Below are 17,110 nucleotides of genomic sequence, written 5' to 3' on the forward strand. Positions count from 1 at the left end.
GTATCGAGGGAATGTCTTGGGAACGTCCCCTTTGACAGCGCAAGACCCTTAGCAGCCATCGATGTGAGGCACGGTCACGCTCTTCTGCTGCAAGACATGGCCCGACTGATCGTAAATCTCGTACCCGAAGGTCACGTTGTCGCCCTTCAGGTAGGCGCTGCAACGGTTCCCGGCGTTGAATTGGTAGTACGTGTCGCCTGCCTCCCCAGGGAAATAGTGCCCCTGGAAAGTCTGTGAACCCACGAACAGTTTTGCTGACGCCACTTTGGCCGCCGCGTCGTCTGTCAGAGCGTCGGTGCGCACCATCACTGTGAAACGCCGGTCAGCGTTAGTGTTCAGCCCGGTGGAGAATGACTCGGTGGAGGAACCGAAGAACAGGTAGAGGTCATTGGCGACGGGGAACCTCCCGCATGAGAGGAGCGTCAGGGCCAGAAGGCCAATCAAAGCGTTGAGCCTTCTACCTCTCCTCGCCGGGTTTACAGAACTCCAATATGGGGTATAGGTTCTCTCCAGCGACAAGTCGGGTTGTGTTCGCACGGAAAGAGCTTATCCGGCTGAACGGAGTAGGGGAAAAAGATGTGCGGCTTGCAGACCCGCACTTCTGCATCCCGGCACGGTGTCCTGCCCCCGGGGCCGCTACCATGCCCCCCATGACCAAGAGCATCGCCGCCTTTCAGGACGAATACGGCCGCATCACCGGCTGGCCTTCCGACCGCCGCCGAGCGCACCAGTTGGCGATCCTCGACCACCTGACGGGCCTGTTCGAGCCGGGTCGGCGCTACCCGGAGGCCGAGGTCCAGGCCCTGTTGCGGGATCACAGCACGATGGAGGACGTGGGCATTCTTCTGACCGAACTCGTGGACGGCGACTACCTGGCAACGAGCGGGGGCACCTATTGGCGAGCGGACGCCCGTCCCGTGAGCTCGGCGGAGTCGAATGGCTAAGGTCACCACCCGCTACGTCTGCACGAGCTGCGGCTACCAGTCCGCCAAGCCCCTTGGACGCTGCCCGAATTGCCAGGTGTGGAACTCCTTCGAGGAGGAGGTGCCCGCTGCCGCCGTCGGCAAGGGCCGGACGGGCGGCCTGGGGGGGTACGGCGGCGTCACGGGCGGCAAGCTCACCCCCCTCTCGACCGTCGGGCGCCGCGAGGAACCCCGCCTCCCCAGCGGCATTCCCGAACTCGACCGGGTGCTCGGCGGCGGGCTGGTCGCGGGCGGCGTCACCTTGATCGGCGGCGAGCCCGGCATCGGCAAGAGCACGCTGCTCCTCCAGGTGGCGGACCGGCTCGCCACCGGGGGCCAGACCGTCCTCTACGTCGCGGGCGAGGAGTCGCTGGAGCAGATTCGCCTGCGCGCCGACCGACTGGGCGTCAAGGGCGACATCCACCTCACCCGGGACACCCGCGCCGAGCACGTCGCCGCCCTGATGGCCGAGCACAAACCGGCCCTGTGTATCGTCGATTCGATCCAGACGGTGACCGTGGAGGGGGACGGCACTCCCGGCGGCGTCGCCCAGGTGCGCGAGGGGACGGCCCTGCTGACCCGCGCCGCCAAGGAGACGGGCACCGCGACCGTCCTCGTCGGCCACGTCACCAAGGAGGGCACGGTCGCCGGGCCGAAGGTGATGGAGCACATCGTGGACACGACGGTTTTCCTGGAGACGGTGGGCGCCTTCCGCCTGCTCAGAAGCGTGAAGAACCGCTTCGGTCAGGCCGGGGAACTCGGCGTCTTCGAGATGCGCGGCGAGGGCCTCGTCGCCGTCGAGAACCCGTCGGCGGCCTTCCTCGCCGAGCGGCCCGTGGGGGTGCCGGGTTCGGTCGTCGCCGCGACCATCGACGGACAGCGGCCCATGCTGCTCGAAGTGCAGGCGCTCGCGGCCAAGACGCCCTATCCCAACCCGCGCCGGGTAGTCGTCGGCCTCGATCCCCGCCGGGTTGATGTCGTCCTCGCCGTGCTGGAGCGCCGCCTCGACCTGACCCTCGGCGGCCTCGACGTGTACGTGAACCTGGCGGGCGGCCTGAAGGTCGCCGACCCCGGCCTCGACCTCGCGGTTGCCCTGGCCGTGTACTCGGCGGTCGTGGGCCGCGCCCTCCCCGGCAACGTCGCCGTCTTCGGGGAGGTCGGCCTGGCGGGCGAGGTGCGCTCGACCCAGGGTTCCCTACGCCGCGCCGAGGAGGCCAGACGTGCCGGATATCGCGACCTGATCGTCCCCCCCGGCTTGGAGGGCCGCGAGGGCGTTCGCAGCGTGGAGGAGGCGGTCGGGCTGGTGTGGAAGGGGGTGGGCTGAGGCGTTTGCTCGGCGTGTAGGCAACCGAGGTTGCTCTGGGCGAGGATGAACAAGCAGAAGTTGCTCACTTCCGCTTCCTGGAATGCCACAACAGAAAACGGTTTTCCCACGCTCCGCTCTACCGTCAGTCATTCCCGCGCACGTGGGGAACACCCTCCAGAAACGCGCCACTTCCTCCACCAGGGCCTCCTCAAGCCCCTTGGAAGTGGTCGGACACAGCTTACTCATCCAGCCCGGGCGACCACGCCCAACACTTCGCCCCTGAGAGGGCAAAGGCTGGTGAGCGACGGTCCTCCTTCGCTCAACGCTCCTCCCCGTCCACGCTCAGCCACCTCGGCAGGTCGGCGGGGCGGGCTTGCCCCCAGAAGAAGGCGAACTCCCGGGCGTACCCCTGCGCCGCCCCCGGCGCGGTGGTGGCGAGGGTGTACTCGTTCAGGCCGCGCGGCGTCCACGAGGAGTAGTGAAGGTTCTGGCTGCCGACGGTGAGCATCCGCCCGTCCACGAGCATGGTCTTGGCGTGCAGGCCGCCCGGGAACCAGCGGGCCTGAAGCCGGTCCTCCAGCCCGCGCGCCCGCAGTTCACGGCGCAGGACGGCGAGGCCCACCCGGTTTTCCAGCCCCAGGAAACCGTGCTCGTACAGCAGGGCGCGGACGGTGACTCCCCGCTCGGCGGCGCGGACGAGGGCCCGCATCCAAGGCAGCGCGTCCTGGGAGGTGCACAGCCGGGGGTTGAGCAGGGCGAGGTTGCAGCGCACGTCCATGCTGAAGCTGACGTGCATGAGGTCCACGCTCTGCCGCGAGGCGTCCAGCAGCGCGACAAGGGCGTCGTCGGCCATCTGGAAGCCCTCGCGGCGGTACAGGCTGAAGGCGCGCACGTCCCCGGCGCGGGTGGGGGCAAACCGGTCGGTGCCCTGCGGGTGCGTGGGCTCGCCCGGCCCCCCGTTCCGGCACGAGGAGCGGACGGTGCGCGGGGTGACGCCCGGCGAACAGTCCAGCAGGGTGCTGCGCCGCCACAGGTCGTCGAAGACGTTCAGCCCGTCGCGCGCCACCGGGCCGCGAAAGCGCATCCCGAGGTCGCGTACGTCGCCGCCGTGGCCCCGCGTCGTCCCCGAGGGCAGGTGCAGCGGGCCCACGTTGAAGCCCATCACCGTGAGCCCCACGCTATCCGTCACGAGGAGCTTGGCGTGGCTGTGGGGAAAGGTGCCCGCGTAGTTAGCGATCTCCACCCGCCAGCCCAGCCGGTCGTCGCGCAGCGGCACCCCCGCTGCGAGGAGGTCGCGCGCCGCCGCGTACACCTGTGAACCCCACTCCAGGTTGGCGGCGCGCGGAAAGTTCCCCAGCGCCACCCGCACCGTCACCCCATCCGGGAAGGCCGCCGGGTTGTCCCGCACCTGCCCATACAGCTCGGCCACGCCGCGCGCCAGGACCGCCCCAGGCCCGCGCCGGGGGTCGTCCGCCCACTCCATCACCGCGAACAGCACCTCGCGCCGCGCGCCCGCGATCTGAGCGGCAAGGCCGTCGAAGCCGCCGTGTGGGGTGGGGGGCTGCGCGCTGAAGGCGGGGTCGGGGTTCGGCGTGTGCAGGAATCCCAGGAAGTCGTTCCCGCACGACAGGTCGGGTCGCCTGCCCCGCGTGGTCACCCGCCACACGGCGAGTTCCAGCGGGTCCGTCGGCGCCGGGCAGGCCAGGCCGGGGGCGGCGGGCACGGCGAGGGGCTCGGCGCGGCCCGGGCGCGTCTGCACAAAGTTCACCGCGCGCTCGCCCAGACCCCACACCCCCAGCAGCGCGAGACCGAGGGCCGCGAGCGTGAGCTTGACCTGCCGGTCGTCCGCCGAGTCGTGCCGGGAACTGTCCGCCGCCGCGTCGATCCCTGCCGCGACGGCGCTGTCCCCCACGACCTGCGAGGCGACCACGAAGGCCGCGAGGAGCCCGAGCAGCGCCCAGCCGCCCCCCGCGAGCACATTGGGCACGCCCGCCCAGCCGAGGAGCGCCCCACCCACAGCTCCCACCAGCCCGAAGCCGAGAAGTCCCCCGAGCGCGGGCCGCCACGCCAGCCTCGCCCGCAGGGTGAGCAGGCCGAGCACCGCCCCCGAGATCAGGCCGTAGAGCGCACACAGCACGAGGGCGAGCAGGGCGAGCTGCGAACCTCCCAGCGCGTCCCCGAGCGCCCCGCCCCGGTACACGCCCGCCAGCCCCATCAGCCCGCCCACCGGCACCACGAGCAGTCCCGCCGTCACCCCCGACGCGACCCCCGCCCGCACCCGCGCCTGCCCCCGGGAGAGACCCAGCCGGGCGAGCGGCAGGGCCCGTGCCGACAGCGCCCCCGCCAGCCCGAAACTCAGCACGAGGCTTCCCAGCGCGGCGAGGGTGCCGACCACCGCCCGCACATACGGTTGTCCGGGCGGCACGACCGCGAGCACCACGCTCAGTCCCCCGCGCGCCAGCACCAGGGCGAGGAGGAAGCCCGCCAGGGCCGAGAGCGCCAGCCGTCCCAGGTGGGCGGGCGGGGAGTGGCGGGGCAGCAGGCGCATTCGGGTGTTCAGCATAGGGGAGGCGGGGAGCTTGCCTCTCCGGCCACCCGCAGGCCCCGACCGGGTTGGAGTTCAGTACCCGGTGACGAAAGCCCTTACCGCCGCGCCTCCACCCCCAGCAGGGCTGCCCCCAGGCTGGCGTAGCTCACCTCGTCCGCTGGGGGGTGGGTCAGCCCGGCGCGGGCGTCGCGCAGCAGACGAGAGAGCGGCAGGGCGGGCGTCAGGGCCGCGCCCCCCGCCACCCGCACGGCGAGGTCGGTGGCGCTCACGGCGGCATTCGTGGCGTGGGCCTTCGCGGCGGCGAGGCCGGGCACGGCGTCCTCGCCCGGCCGGGCGTCCCAGGCGCGGGTCGCCTCCAGCAGCAGGGCGCGGGCTGCGCCGAGGTCGGTGGCGATGCGCCCCACGTTCTCCTGCACACGCGGCAGCGTGGCGATGGGGGCGCCGAGGGCGGTGGGCACCCGCGCCCGCGCGTACTCCGCCAGGGCGTCCAGGGCCGCGAAGCCCACCCCCAGGTAGGTCGCCGCGATGGCTGTCCAGAACCACGCGCTCCCCGAGGGATGAGGCGCGCCGGGCGGGGCAAGGTGGTCGCCGGGCACGGTGACGTTCTCGAAGACCACGTCGTGACTTCCCGTGCCCCGCAGCGCGAGCGAGCCCGCCCAGGTCTCCTCGACCCGCACGCCGGGCGCGTCCATCGGCACGAGGAGGCGGGCGACCGTGCCCTCGGGAGTGGCCGCGCTCACCACCGCGAGGCCCAGCGCCCGCGCCCCCGTCGCCCAGGTCTTGCGGCCCGTCAGGAGCCACCCGCCCGAGCCGTCTGGGGTCGCCGCCGTTCGGGGCAGGCCCCCGCGCGAGGGGCTGCCGAGTTCGGGCTCGCTCGCCAGGGCGTTCACGAGCTGGCCCTCCAGGCTCGCCCGCGCGAGGGCCGCGAGCATGGGCTCGGGCAGCGTGCGCCCCTGGAAGGCCGAGCCCACCACATGGGTGTGCATTGCCAGCACGAGCGCGAGCGCCGCGTTCGCCTCGCCCAGCCGCAGCCCCGCCGCCGCGTACTCCTCCAGGCCCGAGCCCAGCCCCCCGCGCTCCTCGGGCAGCGACAGCCGGGTGTAGCCGCTCGCGCGCAGGGCCGAGGCCGCCTGCGGGGTCACGTCCTGCGCGGCCTCGCACTCGTCCGCGTGCTCGCGGATGGCCCGCACGGCCCGGCCTATTACGTCTTGCAGGGTGGGGGAGAGGGTCCGGGTCACCCGCGCAGGGTAACGCGCCCACCCTCACGGCGTCTCGGTCAGCGCGGACAGTTCGGCCCGGGTCAGGTGCCCCGCCGCGCCCCCCGCCTCCCCACACTTCCACGAGGCGAAGGCGCAGGCGAGCCGCAGCGCCTCCCGCGTGCCCAGGCCGCCGAAGTAGGCGCGGGTGAAGGCCGCCAGCAGCGCGTCCCCAGCCCCGTTCGTGCTCATTACCGGACGTGTGCGGACGGCGGGCTGGTGCCACGGCGCCCGCCCCCGTTCGGAGAGCAGCGCCCCCTCGCCGCCCAGCCCGGCCACGATGACCCGGGGGTCGTGCTCGGCGCGGTAGGCCTGCACGGCCTCGCCGTTCTCGCCGCTCAGAAACACGATGTCCGCCGCCAGGTACGGCACGTCGTAGGGGTGGCCGGGGCCCGGCGTGCCCTGGAGGTCGGTGACGACGGGCACCCCCGCCGCCCGCGCGAGGGGAAGCAGCTCGCGCGTCCAGGCGACGTTGCCCAGGACGACGACCTGCGCCCCGGCGAGTGTCGTCTGGAAGACCTCTGTGGGCGCGGGGTGTTCCCCCAGCCCCTTGAGGTCCCGGTGGATGTGCCGCCGTCCGCCGGGTGTCGTCACCACCAGCGAGAGCGGCGTGGCGGGGACGGGAACGAGGTGTGCCCCGACCCCCGCCTTCTCCAACCCCCGCCGCACGACCTCCCCGGCGGGGTCGGTGCCCGCGAAGCCCAGGAAGTACGTCTCCGCCCCTAGCCGCGCGAGGGCGTGCGCCACGTTGAACCCGACTCCGGAGACACCCAACGACAACCCATGCGGGTGTTCCGTGCTCTCGCCGGGGGGCAGGGAGAACCCCGGCGCCGCGAGGCTCAGCTCGACGTTCGCGTTCCCACACACCAGGGCGTGCAGGGGCCGGGGGACATGGCGGCGAGTGTATCGGTTTCGTCCAGCCAACTCCCATATTTCGTGGAAAACAGAATATAATCTACTCACTATGTCCAAGGACTCGCGTGACTCCGCCCGCAGCGTTATCCAGGCCCGCTTCCAGGACGCCGTGGACCGCGATGTCAGCGGCCTCGCGGCCCGCTACTGCCAGGAGCAGGGCCTGCGGACGCCCGAGGGTTTTCCCGCCGAGCACCTGTGCATCGGCAGCCACGCGGCGGTCACCCGGCTGATCTGGCAGGACTTCTCGCCGGGCTGGGAGGAGGTGGTCTACGTCTACGACGGCACGCGCAGCGAGCAGGCCCGTTACCTGAACGCCAAGCTCAACCTCACGGTTACCCTGGCCGCCGCCGGGGACGAACCAACGCCCGAGGTGCAGGCCGCCCTGCGGCGGGCCGAGCACACCCTCCACGCCCTGTGGCTCGCGTGGGCGGGCTACCAGGCGACCACGACCGACGCCCTCGCCCACGCGGTGACGGAGTTCGAGGACGCGCTGTAAGGCCCTCCCGCCTGCCTCACCTCCCCGCCAGACCGTCGCGGACGTAGCGCACGTAGACGGTGAGCATGGCGGCCTCCAGCCCCACCGCGCCCAGTGCCCCAAGCGCCACCCGAATGGCGGCCGCTCCCCCCTGGCCCGCGTCCAGCAGGTTCTGGAAGACCCACATCCCGGCGATCAGAGGCCAGAAGCACATGCCGATGGTCGAGACGAGGCCCAGCACGAGCGCCACCCCGGCCCCCACCACGTAAAGGGGACACCCCGGGACCTCCAGCAGCGTCCAGTCGGGTGCAGGGTCCTGCTCGGTAGGCCGCGCGGGCAGGACGACGGGGCACGCCCCGCCCGCGAGCGCCGCGCCGAACAGGCGCAGGAACCACGCGGCCCACAGCAGGGGCCAGAGGAGCACGAACAGCGCCCAGGTCACGCCGACCACCAGCCGGAGGAAATTGCGGTGCCCGGCAGGAAGGGCGGCCAGGTCGCGCTCCAGGAGTGAGCGCCCTCGTGCCGGAGCCTGAGACGACTGCGCGTTCATCGTGCCCTCCGTTCGGCCCTGCCTGTCCGGCATCCTGCCCATGCGGTGCGTTTGCAGAATCACCCCCAGTTTCGCACGCCGGGCAACTTCCAAGTGTCCCCGGAGGGTGGCCGTCGTCTTGCCGCCCACGCCCCCGGCCATCTCCCGCCCGGCGTTGATAAGGTTTGGTCAAGGAATCATGCGTTCGCTGAAATCTCCACGGGCGTGTCGTAAGTCACACTGGCCCTCATGAAGAACTTCACGCTGAAGACCGTGACCCTGGCCGCCGTCCTTGCTTTCCCCGTGACCGCCCTCGCCCAGACGGACGCCACCGGCACGACCACGGACACCGCCACGACCGGCACGACCACCACCGAGAACCGGGGGACCGACTGGGGCTGGCTGGGTCTCGCCGGGCTGATCGGGCTCGCTGGACTGACGGGCCGCAACGCCGCGAACAACCGCCGCTGAGGGGACCACGGATCAGCCGCTGCCTGTGCTCGGGCGGCGGCTTCTTCGTCGGCCGGGAATCACGGAGGAGGGCGGGCCGCCCGCACGTCCAGCGGCAACTCGTAGCACAGGCTGTTCTCGATCCCCACGTAGTACCCGTAGTTCGGGATGCGGGTGAAGCCCGCCGACTCGTAGAGGTGAATCGCCTCCGCCTGCAAGTCCCCCGTCTCCAGCACCAGCCGCCCGAACCCCAGCGCCCGCCCCCGCTCGATCAGCGCCGCGAGGACTTGACGCCCCAGGCCACGGCCCCGCGCGTCCGGCACCGTGTACATGCGCTTGACCTCCGCCGTGTCCGCCTCGATGCGCTTGAGCGCCCCGCAGGCGAGCAGCTCCCCACCCTCCTCCACCGCCAGAAGCACGCAGCCCTCGCCGGAGAGGGTCGCCGGGTCGAAGGGTTCGGTGCGCTCGTCGGTGTCGTTGTACAGCGCCCGCAATTCGCGCTGCTGGGCCTTCATCAGGTCGATCACGCGCCGGTCGGCGGGCGGAACGTCGAGCAGGACGGGCATGGGGCACGCTAACACGCTCAGGCTTCCCTCAAAACAAGAAGCCGCCACCCATGCCAGGGCAGCGGCTTTCTTTGTCCTGCTGACGGCTGAGAGCCGACCGCTCCTAGTTCAGCACTCCCGTGTCGAACCGGAACCGCGACCCGTCGTAGTCCACCGCCAGCGTGCTGTTGTCGTGGACGTGTCCTTGCAGGATCTCGCGGGCGAGCGGCGTCTCGATCTCGCGGGCGATGGCGCGCTTGAGGGGCCGGGCGCCGAAGGCCGGGTCGTAGCCAATCCGGGCGAGGTGGTCCTTCGCGGCGTCGGTGAGGTGCAGCGTCACCCGGCGCTCGGCGAGGCGCTTGCGCAGGCCCTGCATCTGGATGTCCACGATCTTGTGCAGGTCGGCGGGCGTCAGCGCGTCGAAGACGATGATGTCGTCGATGCGGTTGAGGAACTCGGGCCGGAAGCTCGATTGCAACACATTCAGCACCTGATCGCGAATGCTCTCGGCGCTGTCCCCCCTTGCCTGCGCCTCCAGGATCAGCGGCGAGCCGATGTTGCTCGTCAGGATGATCAGCGTGTTGCGGAAGTCCACCGTGCGGCCCTGCCCATCGGTGAGGCGCCCGTCGTCGAGCACCTGAAGCAGCACGTTGAAGACGTCCGGGTGCGCCTTCTCGATCTCGTCGAGCAAGATCACCGCGTAGGGGCGACGGCGCACGGCCTCGGTGAGCTGGCCGCCCTCCTCGTAGCCCACGTACCCGGGAGGGGCCCCGATCAATCGGGCGACGCTGTGCTTCTCCATGTACTCGCTCATGTCGAGGCGGACCATCGCGTCCTGCGAGTCGAACAGGAACTCCGCGAGCGCCTTGGCAAGCTCGGTCTTCCCGACCCCCGTCGGCCCCAGGAACATGAAGGAGCCCAGCGGGCGGTTCGGGTCGCTGAGCCCCGCGCGGGAACGGCGGATCGCGTCGGACACGCTCACGATGGCGCGGTCCTGCCCGATCACCCGCCCGTGGAGCTGCTCTTCGAGGTGCAGCAGCTTCTCGCGCTCGCCCTCCATCAGCTTGGAGACCGGGATGCCCGTCCAGCGGCTGACGACGGCGGCCACGTCCTCCTCCGTCACCTCCAGGTGGGCGAACTCGGCGCCCCGGAGCTTGCGCTCCAGCTCCTGCACCTCGCGCTCAAGCTGCGGCAGCTTGCCGTACTCCAGCTCGGCGGCCCGCGCCAGGTCGTACTCGCGGCGGGCCTTCTCGATGTCGGTGCGGACCTGATCGAGCGCCTCGCGCTTCTCGCGCAGAACCTGGACCTCACCTCGCTCGGCCTCCCAGCGCCCCCGCACCTCGGCGAGTTCGTCGGTGACGGCCTTCAGCGTCTCCTCCAGGTCGAGGAGGCGGTTTTGCGAGTCCTGGTCCTTCTCGCGCCTGAGGGCCTCGCGCTCGATCTCCAGTTGCAGCTTGCGGCGCTGAAGCTGGTCGATCCGCTCGGGGCTGGATTCGAGCGCCATCCGCAGCCGCGCCGCCGACTCGTCGATCAGGTCGATGGCCTTGTCGGGAAGCTGGCGGTCGCTGATGTAGCGGTGCGAGAGCTGGGCGGCGGCCACGAGCGCCGGGTCGGTGATCTCCACGTTGTGGTGGACCTGATAGCGCTCCTTGATGCCGCGCAGGATCGAGATGGTGTCCTCCACGCTGGGCTCGTCCACGAAGACGGGCTGGAAACGCCGCTCCAGCGCCGGGTCCTTCTCGATCTCGCGGTACTCGTCGAGGGTGGTCGCGCCGATCAGGTGCAGCTCACCGCGTGCCAGGGCGGGCTTGAGCATGTTGCCCGCGTCGGGGCTGCCCTCGGTCTTGCCCGCGCCGACGATGGTGTGAATCTCGTCCACGAAGAGGATGACCTCGCCCTGAGAGCCCACCACCTCGTCGATCACGCCCTTGAGGCGTTCCTCGAACTCGCCCCGGAACTTGGCCCCGGCGAGCAGGCTGCCCATCTCCAGGGAGACGATGCGCTTATTTCTAAGCCCCTCCGGCACGTCGCCCTTCACGATGCGGCTGGCGAGACCTTCCGCGATGGCGGTCTTGCCCACGCCGGGCTCGCCGATCAATACGGGGTTGTTCTTGGTTCGCCGCAGGAGAATCTGCATCGTGCGGCGAATCTCCTCGTCGCGGCCGATCACGGGGTCGAGCTTGCCGTCGCGGGCACGCTGGGTCAGGTCGGTGCCGTACTTGTTCAGCGCGTCGAATTGTGATTCAGCGGACTTCGTCGTCACGGTCTTTCCTTTCCGGGCCTCGGTCACGGCTTGACGCAGCGCGGACTCGGCGGGCAGGCCCTGCCCCCGGTACTCCCCCCGCAGCGCGAGGAGCAGCGTGTCGGCGGCGACGAAGGAGTCACCGAACTCCCCCGCGACGCCCTCCGCCTTCTGGAGCGCGCGGTTGAGCGCCGGGTCGAGGTACAGGCTGTCCCCACCGCCCTGCACGCGCGGCAGTTTGCCGAGTTCGGCGTCCAGCGCGGTGCGGAGCGTGGCGAGGTCGCCCCCGGCGGCGGTGATCGCCCGGGCGGCGGTGTCGTTGTCGGTGAGGGCGCGCAGGACATGCGCGACGGTCAGGTTCTGTTGGTGGTTGGATTGTGCGAGCTGCTGGGCGGCGGCCAACGCCTGCGTCGCCGCCTCGGTAAAGCGTTCGGGATTCAAGGGGACCTCCTCAAGTGCCTCTATTCTGCAACTTGAGTGAGGTTATGTCAAGTTTGTAGAGTCTTAAAGAGGGTGACCTGTGTCCCGCTCGCGTCTAGCGCCCGGACGGGAAGAAGCGGCCGCCCTCCTCCCGGGTCAGGATGCCCCCGACGAACTCGCCCATGCCCTCGGCGGTGATCGCCTGCCCATTCAGCGTGCCCGTCCCGCGCACAGGCCCCTCCCAGTAGGCGACGGAGGTGTTTTTCGTCAGGAGTTCCTGCTCGTCGCGCACGGCGTCCAGGGCGAGGGCGAGGTCCCCGGCCTGCACCTGCCAGCCCAGCACGTACTCGCGCCCGCTGGGGCTGCGGTAGACGCGGCCCGGCGTCATGGTCACGTTCGGCACCTCGCGCGCCACCCCCTGCGGGTCGACCAGCGAGCCCGCCACCTGCACGACCTGCCCGGCAGCGTTGCGCACCCGGTAGAGCATCAGGTCCGAGCCGTCGGAGAGGTGGAGGCCGAACCAGTCCCACTGGGCCTGGGCCCCCGGCTGCTGGTCGCCCCACTGGTGGTCGAGCCACACCAGCCCGCGCGCCTCCCGCGTCTCGCCGCCCGGCAGGGCCACCGTTCCCTTCACGTCCATCCGGGTAATGCTCTGGTAGTACAGCCGCCCGACCTCGGGGGTGCCCGAGTAGCCCGGCGGGTGGACGACCGGCTCCTTGAGCGCCGTGAGGGTGAGGTTCAGGGGCCCGGCCGTCAATTGGTAGGTGCTGCCCGCGTCCTGCCTCAGCCGCCAGTCGCCCTGCTCCACCCGCAGCGGGGGGAACCCGAAGCGGGCGTTTTGCGAGTTGTTCTCGTAGACGTTGAACTTGCCCGTCCGCAGGTCGGCGACCGCCAGGTGCCCGGCCTGGTAGGGAATTCCCCGGTAGTTCACCTTGAACTGCGCCCAGTGGAAGGCCAGCCCCGACTCCGGCAGGTAGCCCGAGACGTAGTACCACTCGGTCGCCGCGTTGCGCGAGGACAGGTCGGCGGGGTCGGGCAGCCGCGCGGGGTCGAAGCGCTCCGCAGACGGAACGCAGGACGTGAAGAGGGAGGCGGAGACGAGGGCCGCCGCAGCGAGGGTCAGACGTCGCATGGCTGAAGGTACCCAATCCTCCCCGCCCGCTCGGTGGGACTGCCTACCGACCCAAAGGGAGAGGGCCGCCCCACACCGGAAGCGGCCCCCTCACCTCTGACCTTCACTCGTCCCCGAGGTACGCCTTGCGCACGCTCTCGTCGCGCGCGATCTCGGCGGCGGAACCGCTCAGCCGGATCTCGCCCGTCTGGAGCACGTAGGCCCGGTGCGCCACGCCCAGCGCCATGCTCGCGTTCTGCTCGACGAGGAGGATGGTCGTGCCCCGCTCCCGGTTCAGCCGCTCCACGATGTCGAAGATCGCCTCCACGAACAGCGGTGAGAGGCCCATGCTGGGCTCGTCGAGCAGCAGCAGTTTGGGATTGACCATCAGTGCCCGCGCGATCGCCAGCATCTGCTGCTCGCCGCCCGACATGGTGCCGCCGAGCTGGTTCTCGCGCTCCTTGAGCCGGGGGAAGAGCGCGAAGCCCTCCTGGACGCGCTCCTCGATCAACTTTCTGTCCGTGATCGTGTACGCCCCGACCTCCAGGTTCTCGCGCACCGTCAGCTGGGGGAAGATGCGGCGCCCTTCCGGCACGTGGCTCATCCCGCGCCCCATGATCGTGTGAGGGGGCAGGCCGCCCACGTTCTGGCCCTGGTAGACCACCTGGCCCACCCTCGGCTTCATCATGCCGCTGACCGTCCGCAGGGTGGTCGTCTTGCCCGCCCCGTTGCCGCCGATCAGCGCGACGATCTCGCCCTCGCCCACGGTCATGGTCAGCCCCTTGAGGGCGTGGATGTGGCCGTAGTACGTGTGGACGCCCTGCAGTTCGAGCAGGGTCATTCCCGCCGCCCGCGTCCTTTCATTCAGCATCTGCGTCTCAGGCATGCGGCCTCGCCTCCTTCCCGTACTCGCCCGCCGCCGCGCCGCGTCCCAGGTACGCCTCCATCACGCGCGGGTCGTTGCGAACCTGGTGAGGCAGCCCCTCGCTGATCTTCGTCCCGTAGTCGAGCACCGTGATGTGCTCGGACAGGGTCATCACCAGCCGCATGTCATGCTCGATCAGCACCACCGTCACCCCCAGCTCGTCGCGGATGCGGCGGATCAGGGCCTTGAGGTCCTCGGTCTCGCGCGGGTTCATCCCCGCCGCCGGTTCGTCGAGGAGGACGAGCTTGGGCGTCGTGGCGAGCGCGCGGGCGATCTCCAGCTTGCGCTGGTCGCCGTAGGGAAGGTTGGTCGCCAGCTCCCGCCGCCAGCGCCCCAGCCCCACGAAGTCGAGCATCACCCGCGCCACCTCGCGCGCCTCCTCCTCGCTGCTGTGGAAGCGGCGGGTGCGCAGCACGGCGTCGAGGTAGCCCGCCCGGAGGCGGGTGTGCCGTCCCACCATGATGTTCTCCTCGGCCGTCATGGTCGAGAAAAGGCGGATGTTCTGGAAGGTGCGGGCGATCCCGGCGCTCACCACCTGATCCGGGCGCAGGCCGATCAGTTCCCGCCTGTCCAGTCGGATGGTGCCCCGGTCCGGGCTGTAGATGCCGGTCACGAGGTTGAAGAAGGTCGTCTTCCCGGCCCCGTTCGGCCCGATGATGCTCACGATGGCCTCGCGGGGCACCTCCAGGGTCACGTCGTTCACGGCGGTCAGGCCGCCGAAGGTCTTCGTGACCCCCTGCACTTCGAGGATGTTCATGGCGTGCCTCTCCCCGTGGTGCCCGCGTGCTCGTCTTCCTGCTCGGTGGCGTACCCCGGGCTGAACACGTCCCCGCCGCCTGCGGTCAGCGCCGGGCCCGTGCCCTGGGCGCTGTCGTCCTCCTGGTTGTCGTCGTGGTGGAGTTCGAGCGCCCGGCGCTTGTTCGGCAACAGCCCCTCGGGCCGCAGCAGCATCATGGTCACCAGAATCACGCCGAAGATCAGGCGCTGGAGCTGGCCCGGGTTGACCTGCTGGGGAATCCCCAGGTTGGCGGTCGCCTCGCCCAGCCCCGGCAGGATGCGCAGGTTGAGCAGGGTCACGACCGCCGCGCCCAGGATCACGCCGGGGAAGGAACCCATCCCGCCCAGGATCACCATGCTCAGCACCCCGATGCTCTGGAAGATGTTGAAGCTCTCCGGGCTCACAAAGGTCTGCTTCGCGGCGAAGATCATGCCCATCGCCCCGGCAAAGGACGCCCCCGTGGCGAAGGCGATCAGCTTCGTCTGCACCAGGGGCACGCCCATCGCCTGCGCGGCCACCTCGTCGTCGCGGATGGCGATCCACGCCCGCCCGATCCGCGAGCGGTCGAGCCGGACGTTCACGAGCAGGATCACGGCGACGAGCACGAGCACGAGCACGTACAGGAAGAGCAGGTAATACTGGTCGGGCTGGAACCCCAGCGTCCCCGCCAGCCGGTCGAACCACGGCACCGAGGCGCTCCCTATCGGCGTGATGCCCTGCGACCCCGCCGAGTACAGGTCGAGGTTGTTCGCCAGCACCCGGATCACCTCGCCCAGCCCCAGCGTGATGATCGCCAGGTAGTCGCCCTTGAGCCGCAGCACCGGCAGACCGATGAGGACGCCCACGACAGCGGCGCTGAGCACGCTCAGCGCCAGGAAGAGCCAGAAGAAGCTGGGGTCGATCCCCGCGCCGAGCCCGGCGGCCCGTGAGGCGTTGAGCACCAGCAGGGCCCGCCCCGTCAGCAGCAGCCCCGCCACGAGCCCGAAGCTCGCCAGCCCGAAGCTCCACGAGGACGCCCGGGTGGGCCGCGCGCTCCGCTGGAGTCGCCGGATGTAGATCATGCTCGCCGCCGTGATCGCCGTCAGGAAGAGGCCCAGGGCGAGGGTCAGCGCGTTCGTCCCGCCGGGGTTCTCGCCGTAGTAGCGCAGAATCTCGGCGAAGCGCGGGCTGGCGAAGATGCCCCAGGTGTACGCGCCCACCGCGAAGAAGGCGACGTACCCCAGGTCGAGCAGCCCCGCCAATCCGACGACGATGTTCAAGCCCAGCGCGAGCGCCGCGAAGATCATGATCTGGATGCTCAGGTCGAGCAGCGAGGTGTCCTCCTGCCCGGCCCACGGCAGCACGAGCAGCAGGCTCCCCAGGCCCACGAGTGCCTTCGCCCACGCGGCCGCGCGCCACAGGTACGCGAACAGCACGTTGGCGAGGAAGAGTGAGACGATCACCGCCTCCACGATGGGATTGCGCAGCACCGCCCCCAGCCCACCGAGGTTTTCAAGCAGGTCGCCGTTGTGCGACACGAGCAGCAGCGCGCTCGTCACCAGGAAGATCAGCACGAGCAGGAAAGTGCGGTCGGGTGCCGATTGGGCGCGCCGGGGCGCGCCAGGGTTGACCGCCGTCATACTTTCTCCACGTTGCTCTTGCCGAGCAGGCCGGTCGGCTTGAAGATCAGGATGAGCACGAGCACGATAAAGGCCCCGATCCGCTGATACGAGGCGTCGATAGACTCCAGGTTGGCTACGCCGAGCAGCCCGCCGAACACGTTCGTCACGCCGATCAGGTTCTGGATCACGCCCAGCACCAGCCCGCCCAGCACCGCCCCCGGAATCGAGCCGATCCCGCCCAGCACGGCGGCGGTGAAGGCGATGATGCCGGGGTCGAAGCCCGAGTAGGCGTTCACGGTGCCGAACTTCATGCCGAACAGCACCCCGCTGATGCCGCCGAGCGCTCCGCCGATCAGGAAGGTCGCGCTGATCATACGGTTCGCGTCGATGCCCATCAGCCCGGCGGTCACCCGGTCCTGCGCCACCGCGCGAATCGCCTTGCCCAGCCGTGTGCGGTTCACGAGGTAGTTGAGCACCGCCAGGCTCAGCAGCGACACGGCGATCAGGATCACGTCCTTGAGCTGAAGGTCGATCCCAATCGTTCGCAGCGCGTTCCCCAGCCCCGCGCACGAACTCTGTGCCGCGCAGAAGCGGCCCGAGAAGCCCTGCGGCAGCGTGTAGGTGAGGTCGAATCTTCCCTGGAAGCCCTCGATGATCCGCAGCACGTCCTGCAAGATCAAGGAGACGCCGATGGCGGTGATCAGGGGCACCAGCTTGGGCGCGTTCCTGAGCGGGCGGTAGGCCAGCCGCTCGATCAGGACGTTGAGCAGCCCCGACACGATCATCGCGGCGACGAGCGCGATCAGCAGCTTGAGATACCCGTTGATGGGATTGGGGGCGAGGACCCGGAAGACCTCGAAGCCGACGACGGCGCCGGTCACGAAGACCTCCGAGTGGGCGAAGTTGATGAGTTGCAGCACGCCGTAGACCATCGTGTAGCCCAGCGCGATGATGGCGTACACGAAGCCCAGGACGAGGCCGCCCACGATCACGTTGACGACGAAGGGCAGCAGGGTGGCGAGATCCAAGATGGTTCTCCTCTCGGTG

Annotated in this window: 16 protein-coding genes; 4 read left to right on the forward strand and 12 right to left on the reverse strand. The window is 70.3% G+C overall.

The features are described 5' to 3' along the window. Positions 1–48: 48 nt before the first annotated feature. Complete coding sequence (locus DAETH_RS07635; protein ID WP_264777315.1) at positions 49–444, reverse strand: hypothetical protein; 396 nt, start codon at positions 442–444, stop codon at positions 49–51. A gap of 206 nt (positions 445–650) precedes the next feature. Between DAETH_RS07635 and DAETH_RS07640 the strand changes: the two genes are divergently transcribed. Both DAETH_RS07640 and radA read left to right on the forward strand, forming a co-directional pair. Continuing rightward, complete coding sequence (locus DAETH_RS07640; RefSeq protein ID WP_264777316.1) at positions 651–944, forward strand: DUF2087 domain-containing protein; 294 nt, start codon at positions 651–653, stop codon at positions 942–944. Next, positions 937–2,286 (forward strand): DNA repair protein RadA, encoded by a 1,350-nt coding sequence (radA, locus tag DAETH_RS07645; protein WP_264777317.1) that lies wholly within the window; start codon positions 937–939, stop codon positions 2,284–2,286. Before DAETH_RS07640 ends, radA begins: the two co-directional genes overlap by 8 nt. Positions 2,287–2,587: 301 nt before the next feature. Here radA and DAETH_RS07650 read toward each other — a convergent pair whose 3' ends face one another. The 3 genes from DAETH_RS07650 to DAETH_RS07660 form a co-directional block, all read right to left on the reverse strand. After that, entirely contained in the window at positions 2,588–4,816 is a 2,229-nt protein-coding gene (locus DAETH_RS07650; protein WP_264777318.1) for a phospholipase D-like domain-containing protein, read from the reverse strand. Between the two features lie 95 nt (positions 4,817–4,911). Continuing rightward, on the reverse strand, positions 4,912–6,054 hold the full coding sequence (locus DAETH_RS07655) for an acyl-CoA dehydrogenase family protein (RefSeq protein ID WP_264777319.1): 1,143 nt from the start codon (positions 6,052–6,054) through the stop codon (positions 4,912–4,914). A gap of 24 nt (positions 6,055–6,078) precedes the next feature. Next, positions 6,079–6,996: a carbohydrate kinase family protein gene (locus tag DAETH_RS07660; RefSeq protein ID WP_264777320.1), complete on the reverse strand. Its 918-nt coding sequence runs from the start codon at positions 6,994–6,996 to the stop codon at positions 6,079–6,081. Between the two features lie 40 nt (positions 6,997–7,036). Between DAETH_RS07660 and DAETH_RS07665 the strand changes: the two genes are divergently transcribed. Next, positions 7,037–7,483, forward strand: a complete 447-nt coding sequence (locus tag DAETH_RS07665) for a hypothetical protein (RefSeq protein ID WP_264777321.1) — start codon at positions 7,037–7,039, stop codon at positions 7,481–7,483. 16 nt (positions 7,484–7,499) lie between these two features. Here DAETH_RS07665 and DAETH_RS07670 read toward each other — a convergent pair whose 3' ends face one another. Then, positions 7,500–8,153, reverse strand: a complete 654-nt coding sequence (locus tag DAETH_RS07670) for a hypothetical protein (RefSeq protein WP_264777322.1) — start codon at positions 8,151–8,153, stop codon at positions 7,500–7,502. A gap of 87 nt (positions 8,154–8,240) precedes the next feature. On the opposite strand from DAETH_RS07670, the gene DAETH_RS07675 reads away from it, so the two are divergent. Beyond that, the gene (locus DAETH_RS07675; protein WP_264777323.1) at positions 8,241–8,462 is read left to right on the forward strand and encodes a WGxxGxxG family protein; all 222 of its coding nucleotides are present in this window, start codon (positions 8,241–8,243) and stop codon (positions 8,460–8,462) included. A gap of 59 nt (positions 8,463–8,521) precedes the next feature. Here DAETH_RS07675 and DAETH_RS07680 read toward each other — a convergent pair whose 3' ends face one another. The 7 genes from DAETH_RS07680 to DAETH_RS07710 form a co-directional block, all read right to left on the reverse strand. Then, on the reverse strand, positions 8,522–9,007 hold the full coding sequence (locus DAETH_RS07680) for a GNAT family N-acetyltransferase (RefSeq protein WP_264777324.1): 486 nt from the start codon (positions 9,005–9,007) through the stop codon (positions 8,522–8,524). Between the two features lie 103 nt (positions 9,008–9,110). Then, on the reverse strand, positions 9,111–11,669 hold the full coding sequence (clpB, locus tag DAETH_RS07685) for an ATP-dependent chaperone ClpB (protein ID WP_264777325.1): 2,559 nt from the start codon (positions 11,667–11,669) through the stop codon (positions 9,111–9,113). 94 nt (positions 11,670–11,763) lie between these two features. Beyond that, entirely contained in the window at positions 11,764–12,780 is a 1,017-nt protein-coding gene (locus DAETH_RS07690) for a lipocalin family protein (RefSeq protein WP_264777326.1), read from the reverse strand. A gap of 103 nt (positions 12,781–12,883) precedes the next feature. Further along, complete coding sequence (locus DAETH_RS07695; RefSeq protein WP_264777327.1) at positions 12,884–13,645, reverse strand: ABC transporter ATP-binding protein; 762 nt, start codon at positions 13,643–13,645, stop codon at positions 12,884–12,886. Further along, entirely contained in the window at positions 13,638–14,441 is an 804-nt protein-coding gene (locus DAETH_RS07700; protein ID WP_264777328.1) for an ABC transporter ATP-binding protein, read from the reverse strand. Before DAETH_RS07700 ends, DAETH_RS07695 begins: the two co-directional genes overlap by 8 nt. Next, positions 14,438–16,081, reverse strand: coding sequence for a branched-chain amino acid ABC transporter permease (locus DAETH_RS07705; protein WP_264777329.1), 1,644 nt, complete (start codon positions 16,079–16,081; stop codon positions 14,438–14,440). Before DAETH_RS07705 ends, DAETH_RS07700 begins: the two co-directional genes overlap by 4 nt. Continuing rightward, positions 16,078–17,091 (reverse strand): branched-chain amino acid ABC transporter permease, encoded by a 1,014-nt coding sequence (locus DAETH_RS07710; RefSeq protein ID WP_264777330.1) that lies wholly within the window; start codon positions 17,089–17,091, stop codon positions 16,078–16,080. The genes DAETH_RS07705 and DAETH_RS07710 overlap by 4 nt, the downstream gene beginning before the upstream one ends. Between the last annotated feature and the right edge of the window lie 19 nt (positions 17,092–17,110).

Source organism: Deinococcus aetherius (genome assembly GCF_025997855.1).
GTDB classification, from domain to species: Bacteria; Deinococcota; Deinococci; order Deinococcales; family Deinococcaceae; genus Deinococcus; species Deinococcus aetherius.